Consider the following 18,255-nt stretch of genomic DNA (forward strand, 5'->3'; position numbering starts at 1 on the left):
GCGCGCCCCGCCGGGGTCCGCACGACCACGGTCGTTCGTTTGATCGTTCGATCAGCTGATGGCCGAACGCGCGCCGCCGACCGGCCGAACGCGCCCCGCCGACCGGTCGTGCGCGATCGGCCCTGATCGGGACCAGGACGGTCCCTTGGTGGGGATCGCCAACAAATCCACCCGTACCGTCGGTAATACTTGTCGGTAACAACGTCTAGCGAGGGACGACGGACCGCCATACGGTGCCTGCATGCCGAACCTGCCCGATGTCGTGCTCTGGTCGATCCCGGCCTTCGTACTGCTCACCGTGGTCGAGATGATCAGCGTGCGCGTCCACCCGGACGAGGACGCCGCCGGCTACGCGGCCAAGGACGCCGCCACCAGCGTCACCATGGGCCTCGGCAGCCTGGCCTTCGACCTTCTGTGGAAGGTCCCGATCGTCGCGATCTACACGGCGGTCCACGAACTGACACCGCTGCGCGTACCCGTGCTGTGGTGGACGATCCCGCTCATGCTGCTCGCCCAGGACTTCTTCTACTACTGGTCCCACCGCGGCCATCATGTCGTCCGCGTCCTGTGGGCCTGTCACGTGGTCCACCACTCCAGCGAGAAGTTCAACCTCACCACCGCGCTGCGTCAGCCCTGGACGTCCCTGACCGTCTGGCCGTTCTATCTTCCGCTGATCGCCATGGGCGTCCATCCGGCCGCCCTGGCCTTCTGCTCCTCGGCGAACCTGGTCTACCAGTTCTGGATCCACACGGAACGGATCGACCGGATGCCGCGATGGTTTGAGTACGTGTTCAACACGCCGTCCCACCACCGGGTCCACCACGCCTCCCAGGGCGGCTACCTCGACCGCAACTTCGGCGGCATCCTGATCGTCTGGGACCGGATGTTCGGTTCGTACGTCCCCGAGACCGAACGCCCGGTCTACGGCCTCACGAAGAACATCCGCACATACAACCCGCTCAGGGTCGCCACTCATGAGTACGCCGCCATCGCCCGTGACCTGAGAGCCGCCGCGAACTGGCGCGAACGGGCGGGCCGTGTGTTCCGCGGCCCCGGCTGGCAGCCGCAGGACCGTCACGTCACCGGCGCGGCCGTGTCCACGGACGCGAGGACCGGCCTGGGGACGGGCCTAGAGACCGACGCAAAGATCGACGGAAGACTCGACGCAAAGACAGAAACGCCGACCGACACGCCGACCGACAAGCCAACAGGCGTGAAGACCGGTACGAAGCCCGGCGCGAAGACCGACCCCAAGGCCCGCCCGGCCGCCGAGGAGACCGTGGTCGCCTGATGGACCAGACCCGCACATCCCCCGCCCGGTCCACCTCCGACGCACCCGGCCTCACCTTCGGCCGTTCGCCCCTCGGACGCCTCGTCCCGGCGCTGTTCGGCCTCGCGGTCGCGGTCGACCTGGGCTCCCTGCTGGCCGGGTCCGAGGCCGGGCACCTGGTGGCCAAGCCGCTGCTGATGCCCCTGCTGGCGGCCTGGGCCGCCCTCAGCGGCGCGCCACGGCTGCTGATCGCCGCCCTGCTGTTCGGCTGGGGCGGGGACGTCCTGCTCCTGGCCGACGCCGACCCCGCGTTCCTCGCCGGGATGGGCTCGTTCGCCGCCGGGCACGTCTGCTACCTCGTGCTGTTCCGCCGGATGGGCCCGTCCCGCGCGTCCGCCAAGCTGCTCGCGCCCGCCTACGCGCTCACCCTCGTCGGCGTGGTCGCCCTGCTCTGGCCCAACCTGCCCGCCGATCTGCGGATCGCGGTGGCCGCCTACAGTGCCCTGCTCACGGCGATGGCCTATCTCGCGGCCACCCGGGTCGGGCTCGTCGCCGGGATCGGCGGCGCGCTCTTCCTGCTCTCCGACACCCTGATCGCCACGGACATCGCCGAGTGGCCGCAACTGCCCCGGCCGGACTTCTGGGTGATGCTCACCTACATCGCCGCGCAACTCCTCCTGACACAGGGAGTCCTGACCCGGGGCGCTCCGGCCCGGCGTGTCGTGATCGAACGATCAGCGGGAGACCTTCCGTAGAGCAACGGCCTCCCACTGGACGGACCTGGACGGACCTGGGTGCATCTGAACGGACTTGGGCTGAGTTGGGCGGACGGCCAACGAACACCACAGAAAGAGCGGACGAACACCCGAGGCGTCAGGTGCTCAAGGAATGATCGACCACCCAAGGCACCTGCTGCCCAATGAACGAACGAACACCCAAAACACCTGGCGCCCACAACGATCGCGACCGCCGACACCCACCCCCTCACCAGCGGATCGGCACCGGAAGCGCCGTCAGCAGCCCGGAGACCGCCACGACCACCCCCAGCGCCACGACCTCCGCCCGCGCGGGCGCGTACGCCCGCAGAAGGTCCGGTCGCCCGGACGGTGTCCGCCCGGCGACACGCCGCAGCCGGCTCCGCGCGGACAGCGCCAGCGCGGTCACGACGACCACGAGCAGCACCTTGGCGAGCAGCACCCGCCCGTACGCCGTCTCGGTGAGCTGCTCGACGACCGTCTCCGGCGGCATCCGCCGCAAGGTGCTCCAGATCCCGGTCGCGGTGGTCGCGGCGAGCAGTACGGCCGCCACCCGCGCGTAGAGCCCCAAGAGCGCCGCGCCCGAGGCGGCACCCGTGTCACCGTCCGGACCGGGCGCATGCGCCTCTGTTCCGGTGGCGGTGCCGGAACCCCGGCGCCACAGCCGCAGCGTGCGCAGCGCGTACACCAGACCGCCGACCCACAGCGCCGAACACGTCACATGGACCAGCGTCAGCGCGGACCCGACCAGCGGGCTGTGCTCGACCGTCGGGTGCGCGCGCAGTGCCTCCGCCACGGCGATCGCCGCCAGGGGCCACACCTGCGCGCGGGGACTGCCGAACAGCACCAGCAGCCCCGCCAGCGCGAACGCGTTGATCTCCAGCAGGGCGAGCTTCCCGTCCCGCGACTCGTACAGCCCGCCCACGTCGATCTCGCCGAGGCCGCCCGGGACGAGGTTCCCGGTCGCCACCACCGACGCCAGTCCCAGCGCGGCCAGGAAACCGGCCCCGGCCGCGTACAGCGCCCAACTGCGCGGCCGTGCCGCGGGAGCCCCCGGCAGCCGCCCGGCGAGCCGCTGCACGAACAGCTCGCCCACCGGGATGCACAGCGCGGTGAAGAGCGCCGTGCGCAGTAGAGCGATGCCGCCCACGCCCGGCGCGGGGTTCTCCCCGGTCCCGTACAGCGCGGCGGACGGTCCGAGGAGCGGTATCAGCGCGCCCAGGGTCACCAGGACGAGTACGGCGACGGCCCGGCCCGTCCCGGGGCGCCGTTCGCCGGGGCCGCCGTAGCCGCGGGTCCCGGCCGTCGGTCGTATCAAGGTCACCTCAAGATCATCACCGGTCGCGCAGGACCGGGCAGGGACCAGAAGGCGGTGGACAGGACCCGCATTCCGGCCATACGTACGATTCCGGCAGGCATCGTACTCATGACCATCCGGGCGGGTCGGAGCCCCACGGTACGGGAGGCGTCGCCCAGTCCGTCGGCCCTCTGTCGAACCGCACCGGAGGGAGCGCGTACCGCAGCCGCCCCCACCCGCTGTCCCGCTCGGCGAGCCACGCCCCGGCCCCGTCCGTCCCGGCGAGCCCCTCCCCGGCCCGGTCCCGCGCGGCGCCCTCCCGCGCGGCGGGCGTCACACCGGGCACCTCCGGACCGGTGTCGGGCGTGTCCTGCCCGGCGCCCGGAGCGTGCCCCGACCCCTCCGAGGCTCCCGGGTCCGCCTCCGTGTCCCGCGGACCCCGCGCGCATGACCCGCTCTTGAGCCACTCGGCGGTCCGTGCCAGCGCCACCCGCACCCCACGCCCCTCCCCGTCCCGGGCTCGCTCGGTGAGCGCGCGCAGCACCCCGGCCGCCAGCAGATAGCCGGAGCCGTGGTCCAGGGCCTGCGCCGGAAGGGCACCGGGCCGCCCGCCCGTGCCCTCGGCCACCGCGATCCCGGTGGCCGGCCTGTACGAGGCTGTCGAAGCCGCGTCGGCCGCCCCAGGGCCCGTACCCGCCCCACGCCGACAACTCGGCCACCACCAGACCCGGGCGCCGCCCGGCCAGCGCCCGCGCGGACAGCCCCCACCGGTCCAGCGCGCCCGGACGGTAGCCGGTGACGACCACGTCCGCCGCGCCGAGCAACTCCTCGAAGGTGTCCCGGTCCGCCGCCAGGTCCAGCGTCGCCGACCGCTTCCCGAAGCCCGTGTCGGTGTGCTGGTCGGGGAGTTCGGGCAGCCACGGGGCGTCCAGGCGCAGCACGTCGGCGCCCAGCAGGGCGAGCGTGCGGGTGGCCACCGGACCCGCGATGACACGCGTCAGGTCCAGCACGCGCAGCCCCGCGGCCGGGAGCAGCGGAGAGCCCGTCAGCGGCGCGGGTGGGCGCACCGGCCCGGAGCCGAGACGTTCCCGCGCCACCAGCGGAAGGGTGGCCACGGCGAGAGCCTGCCCGTGCCGCGCCCACTCCGACGGCGTGCGCACCGCGACGGCGAGGCCCCCGGCGCCCTGGACGGTCTCCTCCACCTCCAGCGCGGCCCGTCCCACGAGCACCGCGCCCAGGGCCTCCGCCGAGGCGTCCTGGGGCAGCCCGAGCGCCTCCAGCAGCCGCCGCCGGTGATGGGGATAGTTGGCGTGGGTACGTACCCAGCCGTCCGTGGTCGGCCAGAACCGGGACAGCGGCGCGAACGCGACCGGCGCGCGCCCGTCGATCAGCAGCCGCCGCTCACTGGTGAACGCGGTCGCCACCGCCCCGTCGGCCACCCGCACCCGCGGCACGCGCGCGAGTCCCGCCCGCAGCGCCGCCAGTTCCGCGGCGGCCAGCCCGCACACCCCCACACAGGCCCGCGCCAGGTCCCGTACCGGGAGACGGGACGTGAGCGTGTCCGGTCGTTCGCACACGGACAGCCGGGCGAGCAGGGCCGGATCGCCGCCCAGGGCGGCCCATGCGTACGCGGTCTCGTTCATGCGGGCACTATGCGACACGCCCGGCCGCTGTTCCGGACGGCGGCCGGGCGTGTCGCACACGCCGGGGCTGGGCGGAGAAATCTCCGCCCGGCCCCGGGAACCGCTCACAGGGCGCCCGCTCCGGAGCGCCCCGCCAGGCGGCTACTTCGTCACCGCGTCCAGCGCGTCCGCCGTGCCCCAGCCGTAGAAGCCGTTGTAGTTCTTCGGCCCCTCGCACACCGCGTCGACCTTGCCGTCGCCGTTGATGTCGTACGGGTTGGTGCACGCCGTGGCGTCGGCCTGCACGTACAGCAGGGCCTTGACCAGCGCGGGCGGCGCGTACGGGTGGGTCGACTTGATGAGCGCGGCGACACCCGCGACATGCGGCGCCGCCATGGACGTACCGGCCATGTAGCCCCACCGGCCGCCGGGCAGGGTGCCCAGGATCAGACCGCTCGTGGCGGGCGGCGCCGGGGTCTGGTAGGCGGTCGAGTCGCCCCCGGGCGCGGCGATGTCGATGACGCCCCGGCCATGGTTGGAGAACGACGACTTCAGGCCCTTGGCGCCGGTCGACGCGACCGTCACGATGCCGGGCAGCTGGGTCGGTATGTCGTAGCACTCGGACGGGTCGATCACCCGCTCGCCGGGCGTGGAGTCGTTCGGCGAGCTGGTGTCGGTGATCTCGTCGGCGGCCAGGTCGTAGTTCTCGTTGCCGGCCGCGGCCACATTGACCGCGCCCTTGCGCTCCGCGTACTTCGAGGCCCGGGTGATGGCCTCGACCAGGGCCTTCTGGTCCGGGTCGTTCTTGCAGTTGAAGTACCACGGGTCGGTGTAATAGCTGTTGTTCGTCACGTCCACGCCGTGCTCGGCCGCCCACACGAAGCCGCACACGACGGCCTCCGTGTAGAAGTACCCGGCGGTCGTGGACACCTTGATGCCCGAGACCTTCACGCCGGGCGCCACACCGGTCATGCCGATGCCGTTCTTGGCTGCGGCGATCTCACCGGCCACATGGGTGCCGTGCGGGCTCTCCGCCGCGCTCGGCCGCCAGGCGCCGTCCCTGGTGTCCGGCTTGCCCGTCACACAGTTGACGGACGCCGCGCGGTCGAAGTTCGGCGCGATGTCCGGGTGCGTGTCGTCGACACCCGTGTCGATCACCGCGACGGTGACCTTGCTGCTGCCGAGGGACTTCTCGTGCGCCTTGTCGGCCTTGATGGCGGGCAGGTCCCACTGGAGCGGCTGGAGCGGGTCCTGACCGGCCTGCGCCTCGACGGCGGCGACATCCTCGGCCGAGAGCACCTTCGGCGTCCCCACGTCCGTGGTCGACTGCGCGGGCAGCGGCGCCGTACGCGTGGCACCGGCGGACTGCACGCCCCGCACCTTTCTGATCGTTTGAGCGAACTCGGTGTTCGTCGAGTGCACCACGATCACACCGATCTGGTCGTACGCCTCTACGACCGTGCCGCCCGCCTTGGCGATGGCCTTCTTCACCGCGGCGGAGGTGCCGTGCCCCTGACCGACGTTCACGACATAGCTGAGCGAGGGCCCGTCGGCGGCGGGCGCGGCGGCCGGCTCCGCGGCGGCTGCGGTCACGTTCGGCAGGAACGCCACGGCGGTGGCCACGGCCATCCCGACGGGGATCGCGAGGGCACGGCGGTGACGCGAGTGGGACGCGGTCATGATGAGAGTCTCTCCAGTTCGTTCACGTGAGGAGCGGACCTTGCTGGCTGTGGTGCGGCGCGGCCCCGGGGCGGCGGAGCCGCGCCACGGGACCGCGCCACGAGGGGTGCCCTACTTCACCGCGCGCAGCGCGTTGACGATCCCGGCCCCGTAGAAGCCGTTGGAGCGCTTGCCGCCCTCGCACACCGCGTCCTGTACGCCGTCCCCGTTCTGGTCGTAGGACTCGGGGCAGGCCGTGTCGTCCGCCTGGGCCTTCAGCAGCCACTGGAGCTGCGCCGGGGACGCCTTCGGGTGCTCGGACTTCAGCAGCGCGGCGACCCCCGACGCGTGGGGCGCGGCCATGGAGGTGCCCTGGAGGAACCCGTACTGGTTGTTCGGCATGGTCGACAGGATGCGGCCGTTCTTCGACGGCGTGTCGGGGATCTGGTAGATCCGGTCGCCGCCCGGCGCCGCCACGTCGACCACACCGTCACCGTACGAGGAGTAGTACGACTTGATGTTCTTCACGCCCGTCGCGCTGACCGTGACGACCCCCGGGAGCTGGGTCGGGACGTCGAAGCACTCGCTCGGGTCGATCGTCCGCTCGACCGGCGTCGAGTCGTCCGGGCTGGAGTCGTCCACGATCGCGTCCGAGGCCAGATCGTGGTTGGAGTTGCCCGCCGACGCCAGGTGCAGCGTGCCCTTCTTCTGGGCGTACAGCTGCGCCCGGTTCACCGCGTCGACGATCGCTTTCTGATCAGGATCGTCCATGCAGTTGTAGAGCCACGGGTCCACGTAGTAGCTGTTGTTCGTTATTTCGACACCGTGATCGGCTGCGAACACGAACGCGCACACCACGTTCTCCGGGTAGAACAGCCCGTTGTCCGGGTCGCTCACCTTGATGGCGGACACCTTGACGCCGGGCGCCACCCCGGCGACGCCTATGCCGTTGCGGGCCGCGGCTATCTCACCGGCCACATGTGTGCCGTGGTAGTCGGCGGCGGTGTACGGCCGCCATGCGCCCTCGCTGGTGTCCGCCACACCGCCGACGCAGTTGGCCGACTGCGACTTGGAGAAGTTCGGGGCGAGGTCCGGGTGGGTGTCGTCGACGCCCGTGTCGATCACCGCGACCGTGACCTTCGAACTCCCCGGATTGATCTTCGCGGCCTGGTCCGCGCCGATCGCGCGCAGATCCCACTGATCGGCCTCCAGGGGCTCGTCGCCCGGCGTGGCCGCCGCCGTCACCTTCGCCGCCTCGGCGGCCGTCAGATAGTCGGCGGCGCCCTGGTCCGTGGTCCCCGCGGCGACCAGCGGTGCGGTGCGGGTCGCGCCCGCCGACTGCACCCCGCGCACCGCGCGGATCGTCGCACCGAAGTCCGGGTTCGCCGAGTGCACGACGATCACCCCGATCTTCGCGTACGTGGCCACGACACTGCCGCCGGCCGCGGCGATCGCCTTCGTCACCGACTCGATCGTGCGCCGGTCCGTCTTCGTGTTGACCACGTACGCCAGGCTCGGTGCGTCCTGCGTCGCCGCCCGGACACCGCTCTCCGCGGGGGAGACGGCGGTCGCGGTCGCGGGCAGGAAACCGAGCGAGGCGGTCAGGGACAGCACGACGGGCACGGCGAGCGCGAGCCGACGTCTGGAAGGCAGATGAGCCATGGGGTCTCCACATCATCCGGGAAACGGGGCTGCCCGAGCCACAGGTCGTGCTCGGGCAGGTACATGACGGGTGGTGCAGGGTGAAGCTATCTCCCGAACTCGCTGGCCAGCAATGACCAAAGGCGACGACTTCACAAAGAACTGATCGATGTTGAACCAGTCCTCGCGTGGCGCCGTGCACGTTGGACAGGGAGCCGAGCACGATCGACGCCTCCCCGTGGATCACGCACCCGGCCATCACCGTCCCGGCCGATCAGATGATCCGCCCCAGCAAGAGGTCAGAACCGCATGTCCGTACCGCAACCGTCCCCGATCCCCGACCGCGCCCCGGCACCGGTCGGCGGAGCACCCGCAACGCGAGGAGACTCCGTGGCCACCGAGACACCGCCACCTTCGAAACTAGAGCACCGGCTCCCCACCACCGAGGAGTTCGTCGAGGTGCAGGAGAGCGCGGAGTTCGGTGAACTACGCCATTCCTACCGCTCGTTCGCCTTCCCGCTCACCGTCGGCTTCATCGCCTGGTACCTGCTCTATGTGCTGCTCTCGAACTACGCGGGCGGCTTCATGGGCACCAAGCTGTTCGGCAACGTCAACGTGGCCCTGGTCCTCGGCCTCGCCCAGTTCGTCACCACCTTCCTGATCGCTTGGTGGTACGCGCGGATCGCGGCGAACAAATTCGATCCCAAGGCAGAGGCGATCAAGTCCCGGATGGAGAACGGCGCATGAGAGACACCTTCAGCCTCGCGGCGGGCGAGTCGCTCGCGGCGGGCGCGGCCAGCGAGCACCGTACGCTCATCATCAGTCTGTTCGCCGCGTTCGTGGTGGCCACGCTGTTCATCACCGTCTGGGCCGGACGGCAGACCAAGGACGCCGCCGACTTCTACGCCGGCGGCCGTCAGTTCACCGGCTTCCAGAACGGCCTGGCCGTCGCCGGTGACTACATGTCCGCCGCGTCCTTCCTCGGCATCGCGGGCGCCATCGCCCTCGCCGGGTACGACGGCTTCCTGTACTCCATCGGCTTCCTCGTCGCCTGGCTGGTCGCCCTGCTCCTGGTCGCCGAGCCGCTGCGCAACTCCGGCCGCTACACCATGGGCGACGTGCTCGCCTACCGGATGCGCCAGCGCCCCGTGCGCACCGCCGCAGGCACCTCCACCATCGTCGTGTCGATCTTCTACCTGCTCGCCCAGATGGCCGGCGCGGGCGTCCTGGTCTCCCTGCTGCTGGGCATCACCAGTGACGCCGGGAAGATCGGCATCGTCGCCCTGGTCGGCCTCCTGATGATCGTCTATGTCACGATCGGCGGCATGAAGGGCACCACCTGGGTGCAGATGGTCAAGGCCGTCCTGCTCATGGCGGGCGCCCTGCTGCTCACCTTCCTGGTGCTGCTCAAGTTCAACTTCAACATCTCCGACCTGCTGGGCACCGCCGCCGACAACAGCGGCAAGGGAGCCGCCTTCCTGGAACCCGGCCTCAAGTACGGCGTGTCGGGCACCACCAAGATCGACTTCATCTCCCTGGGCATCGCCCTGGTGCTCGGTACCGCGGGTCTGCCGCACATCCTGATCCGCTTCTACACGGTCCCCACCGCGCAGGCCGCACGTAAGTCCGTGATCTGGGCGATCGGCCTCATCGGCACCTTCTACCTGATGACCCTCGCGCTCGGCTTCGGCGCGGCGGCGCTGATCAGCCCGGAGGAGATCACCTCGTCCAACAAGGCGGGCAATACCGCGGCCCCGCTGCTCGCCCTCCATCTGGGCGGCGTCGACTCCAACTGGGGCGCGATCCTGCTCGCCACGATCTCCGCGGTCGCCTTCGCCACCATCCTCGCGGTCGTCGCGGGCCTCACCCTGGCCTCGTCGAGTTCGTTCGCACATGACATCTACGCCAATGTGATCAAGCGTGGTCAGGCGACCGAGAAGGAAGAGATTCGCGCGGCCCGGCTCGCGACCGTCGGCATCGGCGCCGTCTCGATCCTGCTCGGCGCCCTCGCCCGCGATCTCAACGTCGCCGGTCTGGTCGCCCTGGCCTTCGCGGTCGCCGCCTCGGCCAACCTCCCGACGATCCTCTACAGCCTCTTCTGGAAGCGGTTCACCACCCAGGGCGCCCTGTGGTCGATCTACGGCGGTCTGATCACCGCGGTCGGCCTGGTGCTGTTCTCCCCGGTGGTCTCCGGCAAGGCCACGTCGATGTTCCCCGACGTCGACTTCCACTGGTTCCCGCTGGAGAACCCGGGCATCGTCTCCATCCCCGTCGGCTTCCTGCTCGGCATCATCGGCACCCTGCTGTCCAAGGAGGAGCCGGACAAGGGCAAGTACGCCGAGCTGGAGGTCCGGTCCCTGACCGGCACCGGCGCGCACTGACCCACCCGGGTCCGCGACGTCCTGCCCCGCCCCCGGGCGCCCGGCAGGACCTCGCGGACCCGGCTGCGCATCCAGCGAAGGCCGCTCCCGCGGCGGGACGCCGCTCGGCCGGAACCGCCACGGCCCCCGCCGGCCCGGCGCGTCCCGGTCCCCACGCGCGGGAAGGCCCGCCCAGCGGCGCGGCCACGTCGTACCGGTCACCGGCGCGATCGATCAACCGATCACGTCGTAGAGACCTACGACGTGGCCGCGCCGCACCTCGTGGGATCGAGCACGTCCGGATGTCCGTACGGTCGCGTAGGCTCGCAGATGTCGGAACCTTGGAACGTTTGTGATCGGTCGGCCGTTGAGCGGGTGATGATCGGACCTGCCGATGATCCAGGACGAGGGAAGGGGGTCCCCGTGCTCATCGACACCTACGGACGAGTGGCCACCGACCTGCGGGTCTCACTCACGGACCGCTGCAATCTGCGCTGCACCTACTGCATGCCCGAAGAGGGACTCCAGTGGCTCGCCAAGCCGGATCTCCTCACGGACGACGAGATCGTCCGGCTGATCGGCATCGCGGTCACCTCCCTGGGCGTCGAAGAGGTCCGCTTCACCGGCGGTGAGCCCCTGCTGCGCCCCGGACTGGTCGGCATCGTCGAGCGGGTCGCCGCCCTCGCCCCCCGCCCTCAGATGTCCCTGACCACCAACGGCATCGGCCTCAAGCGCACGGCGAGCGCCCTCAAGGCCGCCGGTCTCGACCGGGTCAACGTCTCCCTGGACACCCTCCGCCCCGACGTCTTCAAGACCCTCACCCGCCGGGACCGCCACCGCGACGTCATCGAGGGCCTGACCGCCGCCCACGAGGCCGGACTCACCCCGGTGAAGGTCAACTCCGTACTGATGCCGGGGCTCAACGAGGACGAAGCCCCCGACCTCCTCGCCTGGGCCGTCGACCACGGCTACGAGCTGCGCTTCATCGAGCAGATGCCACTCGACGCCCAGCACGGCTGGAAACGTGACGGGATGATCACCGCCGGTGACATCCTGACTTCCCTGCGCACCCGTTTCAGCCTCACGCCCGAGGGCGAGCAGGCCCGCGGCTCGGCCCCCGCCGAACGCTGGCTGGTGGACGGCGGCCCGCACCGCGTCGGGGTCATCGCCTCCGTCACCCGCCCCTTCTGCGCCGCCTGCGACCGCACCCGCCTCACCGCCGACGGCCAGGTCCGCACCTGCCTGTTCGCCCGTGAGGAGACGGACCTCCGCGCGGCCCTGCGCTCCGGCGCCCCCGACGAGGAGATAGCCCGGCGCTGGCGCCTCGCGATGTGGGGCAAGAAGGCGGGCGCGGGACTGGACGACCCGACGTTCGTCCAGCCGGACCGGCCTATGTCGGCGATCGGCGGCTGAGCGGGGCGCTTCGCGCGCTTCAGGGGCCATCGCATGGGCCTCTGCCGGGTTTCCTGCGGACCCTGCTGGTGCACGGGTTCTCAACTGGCCGCGCCGAGGCCCGGGTTTGCGGCGGTGCGGACCTCAGCGGCGTTTGGGTTCCAGTAGGGTCCGCCGCCGAGGCTCGGGTCTGCGGTGGACCCCGCCGGGTCCCTATGGCACCGGTCGGGTTTCCATGGGCCCGCTCGGGTCCCCGCGTCGACGCCCTATGTGTCGTACTCGCCTGACGCACTACGCGGCTTCCCTGCCCGGTGCCCGACGCGCCCCGTCCCCTGCCTGGCGCTCGACGTAGCGGTCCCGCCTGACGCTCGCCGCGGCTTCCGTGGCTGGCGCTCGACGCGGCGTCCCCGCCTGAGCCCGACGCAGCGCTCCTGCCCCGGCGCCCGACGCAGCGCTCCTGCCCGGCGCCCGACGCGAAGGTCCCGCTCCGACGCCCTACGCACCGCCCCCGGCAGCGCCTCAGCCCACGCCGGTGCTCCCGCCTCCGGCAGCGTCCTCGCCTCCGTCGGACTCCATGCCCCCGGCAGCAGCGTTCACGCCCTCGTCAGACTCCACGCGCCCGGTGCCGCCAGCCTCGCCCCCGTCGGATTCCACGCGCCCGGCGCCGTCGGCCTCGCCCCCGTCCGACCCCGCGCGGCCCGAGCCTCCGCCCGCATCCCCGCCGGACCCCGCGTCCCCGACACGGCCCTGGCTCCCCTCGTCCCACTCCTCGAACGGGACGACATCCTTCAAGAACCCCCGCACCCCCAGGAACTGCCCGAGATGCTCGCGATGCGCGTCGCACGCGAGCCAGGTCTTCCGCCGGTCCGGCGTATGCAGCTTCGGGTTGTTCCACGCCAGCACCCATACGGCGTCGGCCCGACAGCCCTTCGCGGAGCAGATCGGTGAAACGGGGTCAGGGGTCGGAAGGACATTCACCCTCCGACCCTAACCCGGCGGACCCCCGTCCCGATCACCTGATCGACCCCGCCCGACCGCCCGATCGATCCTGCCTGATCACCTGATCGACCCTGCCAGATCGTCCGATCGATCCCGCCGGATCGCCTGATCGATCCTGAGCGACCGCCCGTTCGATCCCGCCGGACCACCTGATCGACCCTGCGCGACCATCCGACCGATCCCGCCGGATCGCCTGATCGATCCTGCGCGACCGTCCGACCGATCCCGTCCGATCAACCGATCGACCCGGCCAGATCACCCGCTCACGGCATATGAATCCCGGCCCCCGGCCCCAGCGGCAGATCGAAGAAGTAGAAGATCCCCAGCACCGCCAGCCACATCGCCATGAACGGCACCACATAGATCATCAGCCGCGAGATCAGCGTCCCGAGCTGCGCCCCCGGCTCGTATTTCCGCATGAACGCCAGCATCAGGAACACATACGGGTTGAGCGGGCTGATCATCTGTGTCGCCGAGTCCGCGATCCGGAACGCGGCCAGCGTCAGCGCCGGGGACATCCCGATGAGCATGAACGTGGGAACGAACACCGGCGCCATGAGCGACCAGAGTGCCGACCCGGACGTGATGAACAGATTCAGCACACTCACGACCACCACGAACAGCAGCAGTGCCAGGAACCCGGTCAGCCCGATCGATTCCAGCGCCGCAGAGCACTTCACGGCGAGCAGTGTGCCGACATTCGACCAGTTGAACACCGCGATGAACTGTGCGATCACCAGGATCAGCACGATGTACCCGGACATCGAGGTGACCGACTCGCCCATGATCCGCGGCAGATCGTTCTTGTGCTTGACGGTGCGCGCGGCGATCCCATACACCACACCTGCCGTGAGGAACGCCGTGAACAGCAGCGGAACCAGACCCGACAGCACCGGCGACGGGATGAGCGCGCCGCCCTCACCGCGTAGCGGGCTGCCCGGTATCAGCCAGGCCGTCACCACCACGGCCGCCAGGACGGCGACCGACGCGGTGGCCGCCCACAGCCCGCGCACCTGCTCACGGGCGAGCGTGGTGCTCGGCTCCTTGGCCCCCGAGGCGGCCCCGTCCCCGGAACCGGCCCGGTCCGAGTCCCCCTCACCGGTCTCACTGATCCCGTCCCCGGTCGGCCAGGGCAGCCGCGGCTCCAGCACCCGGTCCGTCAGGAACCCGCCGAGCACGGTCAGCGCGACGCTCACGGAGGCGGTGAAGAAGTAGTTCACCAGCAGATGCGTGGGCGCCCCGTCCGAGATCGGCAGCACCGTGGTGACCTGCTGGGTGATCCCGGAGTACAGAGCGTCCAGCGCGCCCACGGTGAAGCCGGAGGCGTAGCCCGCGGTCACCGCCGCGAAGGCACCGATCAGGCCCGCCAGCGGATTGCGGCCCGCCGCCTTGAACGCCAGCGCGGCCAGTGGCGGGATCACCAGCGCCGAGATGTCGCTCATCACATGGCCCTGGGTCGCCACGAACGTCACCACATACGGCAGCGTCCGGGCCGGCGCCTTGGCGATCGTCGCCTTGACCGCCGCCTCCAGCAGACCCGTCCGCTCGGCGACCCCCACCGCCATCATCATCAGCAGCACGGTGCCCAGCGGCGGGAAGCCGGTGAAGTTGGTGACCGCGTTCTCCAGCAGCCACTTGATGCCGTCCCAGGTCAGCAGGCCCTGTACGGCGAGCCGTTCGTCCGAGCCCGGCACGGTCACCTCGGCGTCCACCGCGGCCAGCACCGTGGAGACCACGGCGAGGATGGCGAAGAGAACACCGAACAGATAGAACGGGTGCGGCAGCTTGTTGCCGAGCCGCTCCAGCCCGGCCATCACACGGTCGAGTCTGCCGCCCGGGGGCGCCGGGACAGGCTCGGCGAGGGTGTTGTGCACAGCGGTCCGCCTTTCAGTCGGAGAGGGTGTTCTTGCGTACGACGCCTTGCTGGATCACACAGCGGACACGGGTGGGATCGCCGAGCACGGAGATGTCGGCCAGCGGATCGCCGTCGCACACCACGACGTCCGCCGCCTTTCCGGCCTCCAGCGTGCCCACCCGTTCGTCCAGGCCGAGGAGTTCGGCCGCGACCCGGGTCCCGGCGCCGATCGCGTCCATGGGGGACATGCCGAGCGACACGAGGTGTGCCAGCTCGCGCAGATTGCGGCCGTGCGGGCAGATCGCCGCGTCCGTGCCGAGGGCGATCCGCAGACCGTCCGCGATCGCCGCCGAGATGTTCTCCTTGGTGATCCCGGACCAGCGGACCTTCTTCTCGTAGTGAAAAGGAGCCATAGTCGATTTGTCGATACCGTCGAACACGGTCGACAGGGTCGGTACGACGAACACGCCCCGCTCGCCCGCCAGCTCCCTGGCCTGCGCATCCATGCCGTATCCGTGTTCGATGCTGGTCACGCCGCCGCGGATCGCGTTGAGGATGCCCGCGGTGCCCTGTGCGTGCGCGGCCACCGGCCGTCCGCCGTGCCGGCGCACCTCGTCCACGACGACCCGGATCTCGTCCTCGGTCAGCCCCTCGTCGTCGGGCTGGTCGTGCGGGGAGCCCATCCCGCCGGTCGCACAGAGCTTGATCACGTCGGCGCCGTCGCGCAGCAGCCGCCGTACCGCCTTGCGCACCTCGTCGGCGTTGTCCGCGATCTCCCCGACGCCCCCGCTGGTGTCGACGCCGGACGGCGTGGTGAAGTCGGCGTGCCCGCCGGTGTGCCCGATGATCCGCACCGCCGTGTGCAGCCGCGGCCCCTCGACCAGCCCCTGGGCGACGGACATACGGAACCCCGCCGGGAGTCCACCCAGGTCACGTGCCGTGGTGACGCCAGCGTGCAGTGTACGCCGCAGCCGGTCGGCCGTACGGAACGTCTCCACCGTCGGATCGTCCGCGAAGCGGGTCGCCAGATCCCGGCCGTGCTCCATGCCGAGGTGCACATGACAGTCGATGAACCCGGGCAGCACGGTCCGTCCCGCCACGTCCAGCACCTCGGCGTCCGGACCGGCCTCCGGCGCGCCCTCACCGGGGCCCACGTACACCAGATCGCCGCGGTCGTCCGTGACGACCACCCCGTCCGGTACCGGCTCCCGCGCGGTGCCGTCCACGATGCGTGCGTTGATGATCTTCAGAACCACTGGTGCCGCTCCCTCGGGGTCCCTCGGTGCCTGGAAGCGGTAGCCTCCGCACGAAGCGCGCCAGTGGCGTGAAATCGCCGGAATCAATCACGAGAGGTCGGGAAATGCAGGAATCCGCCCTGAGTGAGCTGGATCTCGCCATCGTGAACGCCCTGCAGATCCATCCGCGCGCCTCCTGGTCCCTGGTCGGCGAGGCCCTCGGCGTCGACGCGGTCACCGCGGCCCGCCACTGGCGCCGGCTGACCGACAGCGGCGCGGCCTGGGTCGCGGGCTACCGCGCGCCCACCTCCGACGGCCGTGCCATGGCGCAGGTCGAGATCGTCACCGAGGCCGCGCGGGCGGGGGCCGTCGCCCGGCTGCTCGCCCACGACGCCCAGACGATGAGCGTCAAGCAGACCTCCGGCGCCCGCGACATCCTGGCCATCGTCTGGGCCTACGACCTCGACGGCCTTGCCGACTACATCGGCGAGCGCATCGCCCGCTGCGACGGCGTACGGGCCACCCGCTCCCATGTGATCACCGCCGCCCCGTTCGAGGGCAGCCGCTGGCGCCTGCGCAGCCTCGACGCCGTACAGCGCGCCCTGCTGAAGCCCCCGGAACTGCAACCCGTCCCCGCCGAACCCCTGCGCCCGGTGGACCTGCGCCTGCTCGCGGCCCTCGGCGAGGACGGCCGGATGCCCTTCAACCAGCTCGCCGAGCGCACCGGCGCCAGCGTGGCCACCGTCCGCCGCCGACTGCATCAGCTCACCGCCGCCGGACAGATCGCCCTGCGCTGCAACGTGGCCCGCTCGCTCACCGGCTGGCCGATCTCCGCCGTCTACTTCGCCTCCGTGCCGGCCGGGCACCTGGAGGCCGCGAGCGGCTCGCTGCGCACCCTGCCCGAGCTGCGGCTGTGCACGATCACCGCCGGACCGCACAACCTCATCCTGGACGTCTGGCTGCGCTCCGTGCCCGACGTCCACCGGCTGGAGGCCCACCTGGAACTGGAACTGGCCCGCTTCGACTTCCACGTCGGCGACCGGGCGGTGGTGCTGCGCACCGAGAAGAACGTCGGCCGCATCGTCGACCGCACGGGCCGCAGCGTGGCGGCGGTTCCTATGGAGCTGCTGGAGCCGTGATCGAACGATCTGGGATCGACCTGATGTGGGATCGATCTGATGTGGGGTCGACGAGGTGCGGGATCGACCTGATGGGGGGCGATCAGTTGTCGGATCGTGTGATCAGAGGGCAACCAGGTGCGGGATCAGCTGATCAGGGATCGATCATCCGTGGGATCGACTGATCCGTGATCAAGCGATCAGATCTTGATTGATTGGTTCAGTGCCGATCGATCGACGGCTGATTGTTCGATCCCGGATCGATCCTGCACGGCTCTTCACCCGATCACATGGCTGAATCACCGTGTTGACCCCAGCCCGATCACATGGTCGCCCCCGATCGGGCACCAGGCCCGGATCCACGGACCGCCCGCACAAAAGGCGACGCCGAGCAGCCACGGGGGGAGCTGCCCGGCGTCGGTCCGTCGCTCCGACGGGGGATGCGGAGCGCGTACGAAGTATGTCATGGGTAACCGCCCGCCCGGCACCTGAACAACATGATTGATCTGAGCTTTTACCGACAGTGAAACTGCACTGTGTCTAGGCGGAACGCTCCGCCGAACCCGCCGCCCCACCCTCCGCGGAGGATTCCGGGTAGCTTCCGTCGGCCACGCGCGGCGGCGCGATCGTCGGCTTGGGTTGCACGGCCACGAACGTCGTCGGCAGCGACGGCACGTTCTCCCGTCCGGCGTTGGCGACGACCACCGCGATGTAGGGGAGAACGACGCCGAGCACCAGCGCCACGATCGCGACGTGCCGTTCCACGTTCCACAGCACCGCCGCGAGGACCACCGACACCGTGCGCAAGGACATCGAGATGATGTACCGGCGCTGCCGTCCGCGGACGTCGTCCTGGAGTCCCTGCCGGGCCCCGGTGATCCGGAACACCTGGGCGCCGCCCCCGTCGCGCTGCTTCCGCATCACATTCCACCATCCGCCCACAGGGGAGCCGTCCCCGTTCCGATCCCGGCCCGCGCCCGGCAGCAGGACCGGCACGGACAGCGTCCACGTTACGCCGCGTCTGCGCCGTGTTCGAGACCGGGTCACCCTGC

At 70.8% G+C, this 18,255-nt stretch carries 12 protein-coding genes and 2 pseudogenes; 6 read left to right on the plus strand and 8 right to left on the minus strand.

Annotated elements, in window-relative coordinates; genetic code table 11:
- The first annotated feature begins 241 nt into the window (after positions 1-241).
- A complete protein-coding gene (locus AB0D49_RS31290) occupies positions 242-1,291 on the plus strand; it encodes a sterol desaturase family protein (RefSeq protein WP_362763854.1) in 1,050 nt (349 codons plus the stop codon).
- A complete protein-coding gene (locus AB0D49_RS31295; RefSeq protein WP_362763857.1) occupies positions 1,291-2,025 on the plus strand; it encodes a lysoplasmalogenase in 735 nt (244 codons plus the stop codon). The genes AB0D49_RS31290 and AB0D49_RS31295 overlap by 1 nt, the downstream gene beginning before the upstream one ends.
- A gap of 229 nt (positions 2,026-2,254) precedes the next feature.
- On the opposite strand, the gene AB0D49_RS31300 is transcribed toward AB0D49_RS31295, so the two are convergent.
- The 4 genes and pseudogenes from AB0D49_RS31300 to AB0D49_RS31315 form a co-directional block, all read right to left on the minus strand.
- A complete protein-coding gene (locus AB0D49_RS31300; RefSeq protein ID WP_362763860.1) occupies positions 2,255-3,349 on the minus strand; it encodes a CopD family protein in 1,095 nt (364 codons plus the stop codon).
- 100 nt (positions 3,350-3,449) lie between these two features.
- Positions 3,450-4,965, minus strand: a pseudogene (locus AB0D49_RS31305) (CoA transferase).
- A gap of 141 nt (positions 4,966-5,106) precedes the next feature.
- Entirely contained in the window at positions 5,107-6,624 is a 1,518-nt protein-coding gene (locus tag AB0D49_RS31310) for a S8 family serine peptidase (protein ID WP_362763863.1), read from the minus strand.
- A 111-nt stretch (positions 6,625-6,735) separates the two neighbouring features.
- Positions 6,736-8,265 carry a S8 family serine peptidase gene (locus tag AB0D49_RS31315; protein WP_362763865.1) on the minus strand — a complete coding sequence of 510 codons (1,530 nt, stop codon included), beginning with the start codon at positions 8,263-8,265 and terminating at the stop codon, positions 6,736-6,738.
- A 369-nt stretch (positions 8,266-8,634) separates the two neighbouring features.
- Here AB0D49_RS31315 and AB0D49_RS31320 point away from each other — a divergent pair, with 369 nt between their 5' ends.
- The 3 genes from AB0D49_RS31320 (at position 8,635) to moaA (ending at position 12,017) form a co-directional block, all read left to right on the plus strand.
- Positions 8,635-8,991, plus strand: coding sequence for a DUF485 domain-containing protein (locus tag AB0D49_RS31320; protein WP_362763868.1), 357 nt, complete (start codon positions 8,635-8,637; stop codon positions 8,989-8,991).
- A complete protein-coding gene (locus AB0D49_RS31325; protein ID WP_362763871.1) occupies positions 8,988-10,625 on the plus strand; it encodes a cation acetate symporter in 1,638 nt (545 codons plus the stop codon). Before AB0D49_RS31320 ends, AB0D49_RS31325 begins: the two co-directional genes overlap by 4 nt.
- 402 nt (positions 10,626-11,027) lie before the next feature.
- Positions 11,028-12,017 (plus strand): GTP 3',8-cyclase MoaA, encoded by a 990-nt coding sequence (moaA, locus tag AB0D49_RS31330; protein ID WP_362763874.1) that lies wholly within the window; start codon positions 11,028-11,030, stop codon positions 12,015-12,017.
- Positions 12,018-12,755: 738 nt separating this feature from the next.
- On the opposite strand, the pseudogene AB0D49_RS31335 reads toward moaA, so the two are convergent.
- From AB0D49_RS31335 to AB0D49_RS31345, 3 genes and pseudogenes are all read right to left on the minus strand, one after another.
- A pseudogene (locus AB0D49_RS31335) lies at positions 12,756-12,974 on the minus strand (hypothetical protein); the annotation flags it as partial.
- A gap of 284 nt (positions 12,975-13,258) precedes the next feature.
- The gene (locus tag AB0D49_RS31340) at positions 13,259-14,869 is read right to left on the minus strand and encodes an AbgT family transporter (RefSeq protein WP_362763876.1); all 1,611 of its coding nucleotides are present in this window, start codon (positions 14,867-14,869) and stop codon (positions 13,259-13,261) included.
- A 13-nt stretch (positions 14,870-14,882) separates the two neighbouring features.
- Positions 14,883-16,100, minus strand: a complete 1,218-nt coding sequence (locus tag AB0D49_RS31345; protein ID WP_362763996.1) for an amidohydrolase family protein — start codon at positions 16,098-16,100, stop codon at positions 14,883-14,885.
- Between the two features lie 110 nt (positions 16,101-16,210).
- Between AB0D49_RS31345 and AB0D49_RS31350 the strand changes: the two genes are divergently transcribed.
- Complete coding sequence (locus tag AB0D49_RS31350) at positions 16,211-17,224, plus strand: AsnC family transcriptional regulator (RefSeq protein WP_362763879.1); 1,014 nt, start codon at positions 16,211-16,213, stop codon at positions 17,222-17,224.
- Positions 17,225-17,743: 519 nt separating this feature from the next.
- Here the strand turns inward: AB0D49_RS31350 and AB0D49_RS31355 are convergent.
- Complete coding sequence (locus tag AB0D49_RS31355; protein ID WP_362763882.1) at positions 17,744-18,124, minus strand: DUF3099 domain-containing protein; 381 nt, start codon at positions 18,122-18,124, stop codon at positions 17,744-17,746.
- Between the last annotated feature and the right edge of the window lie 131 nt (positions 18,125-18,255).

Source organism: Streptomyces sp. NPDC048290 (assembly GCF_040652095.1).
In the GTDB taxonomy this organism is placed as follows: domain Bacteria; phylum Actinomycetota; class Actinomycetes; order Streptomycetales; family Streptomycetaceae; genus Streptomyces.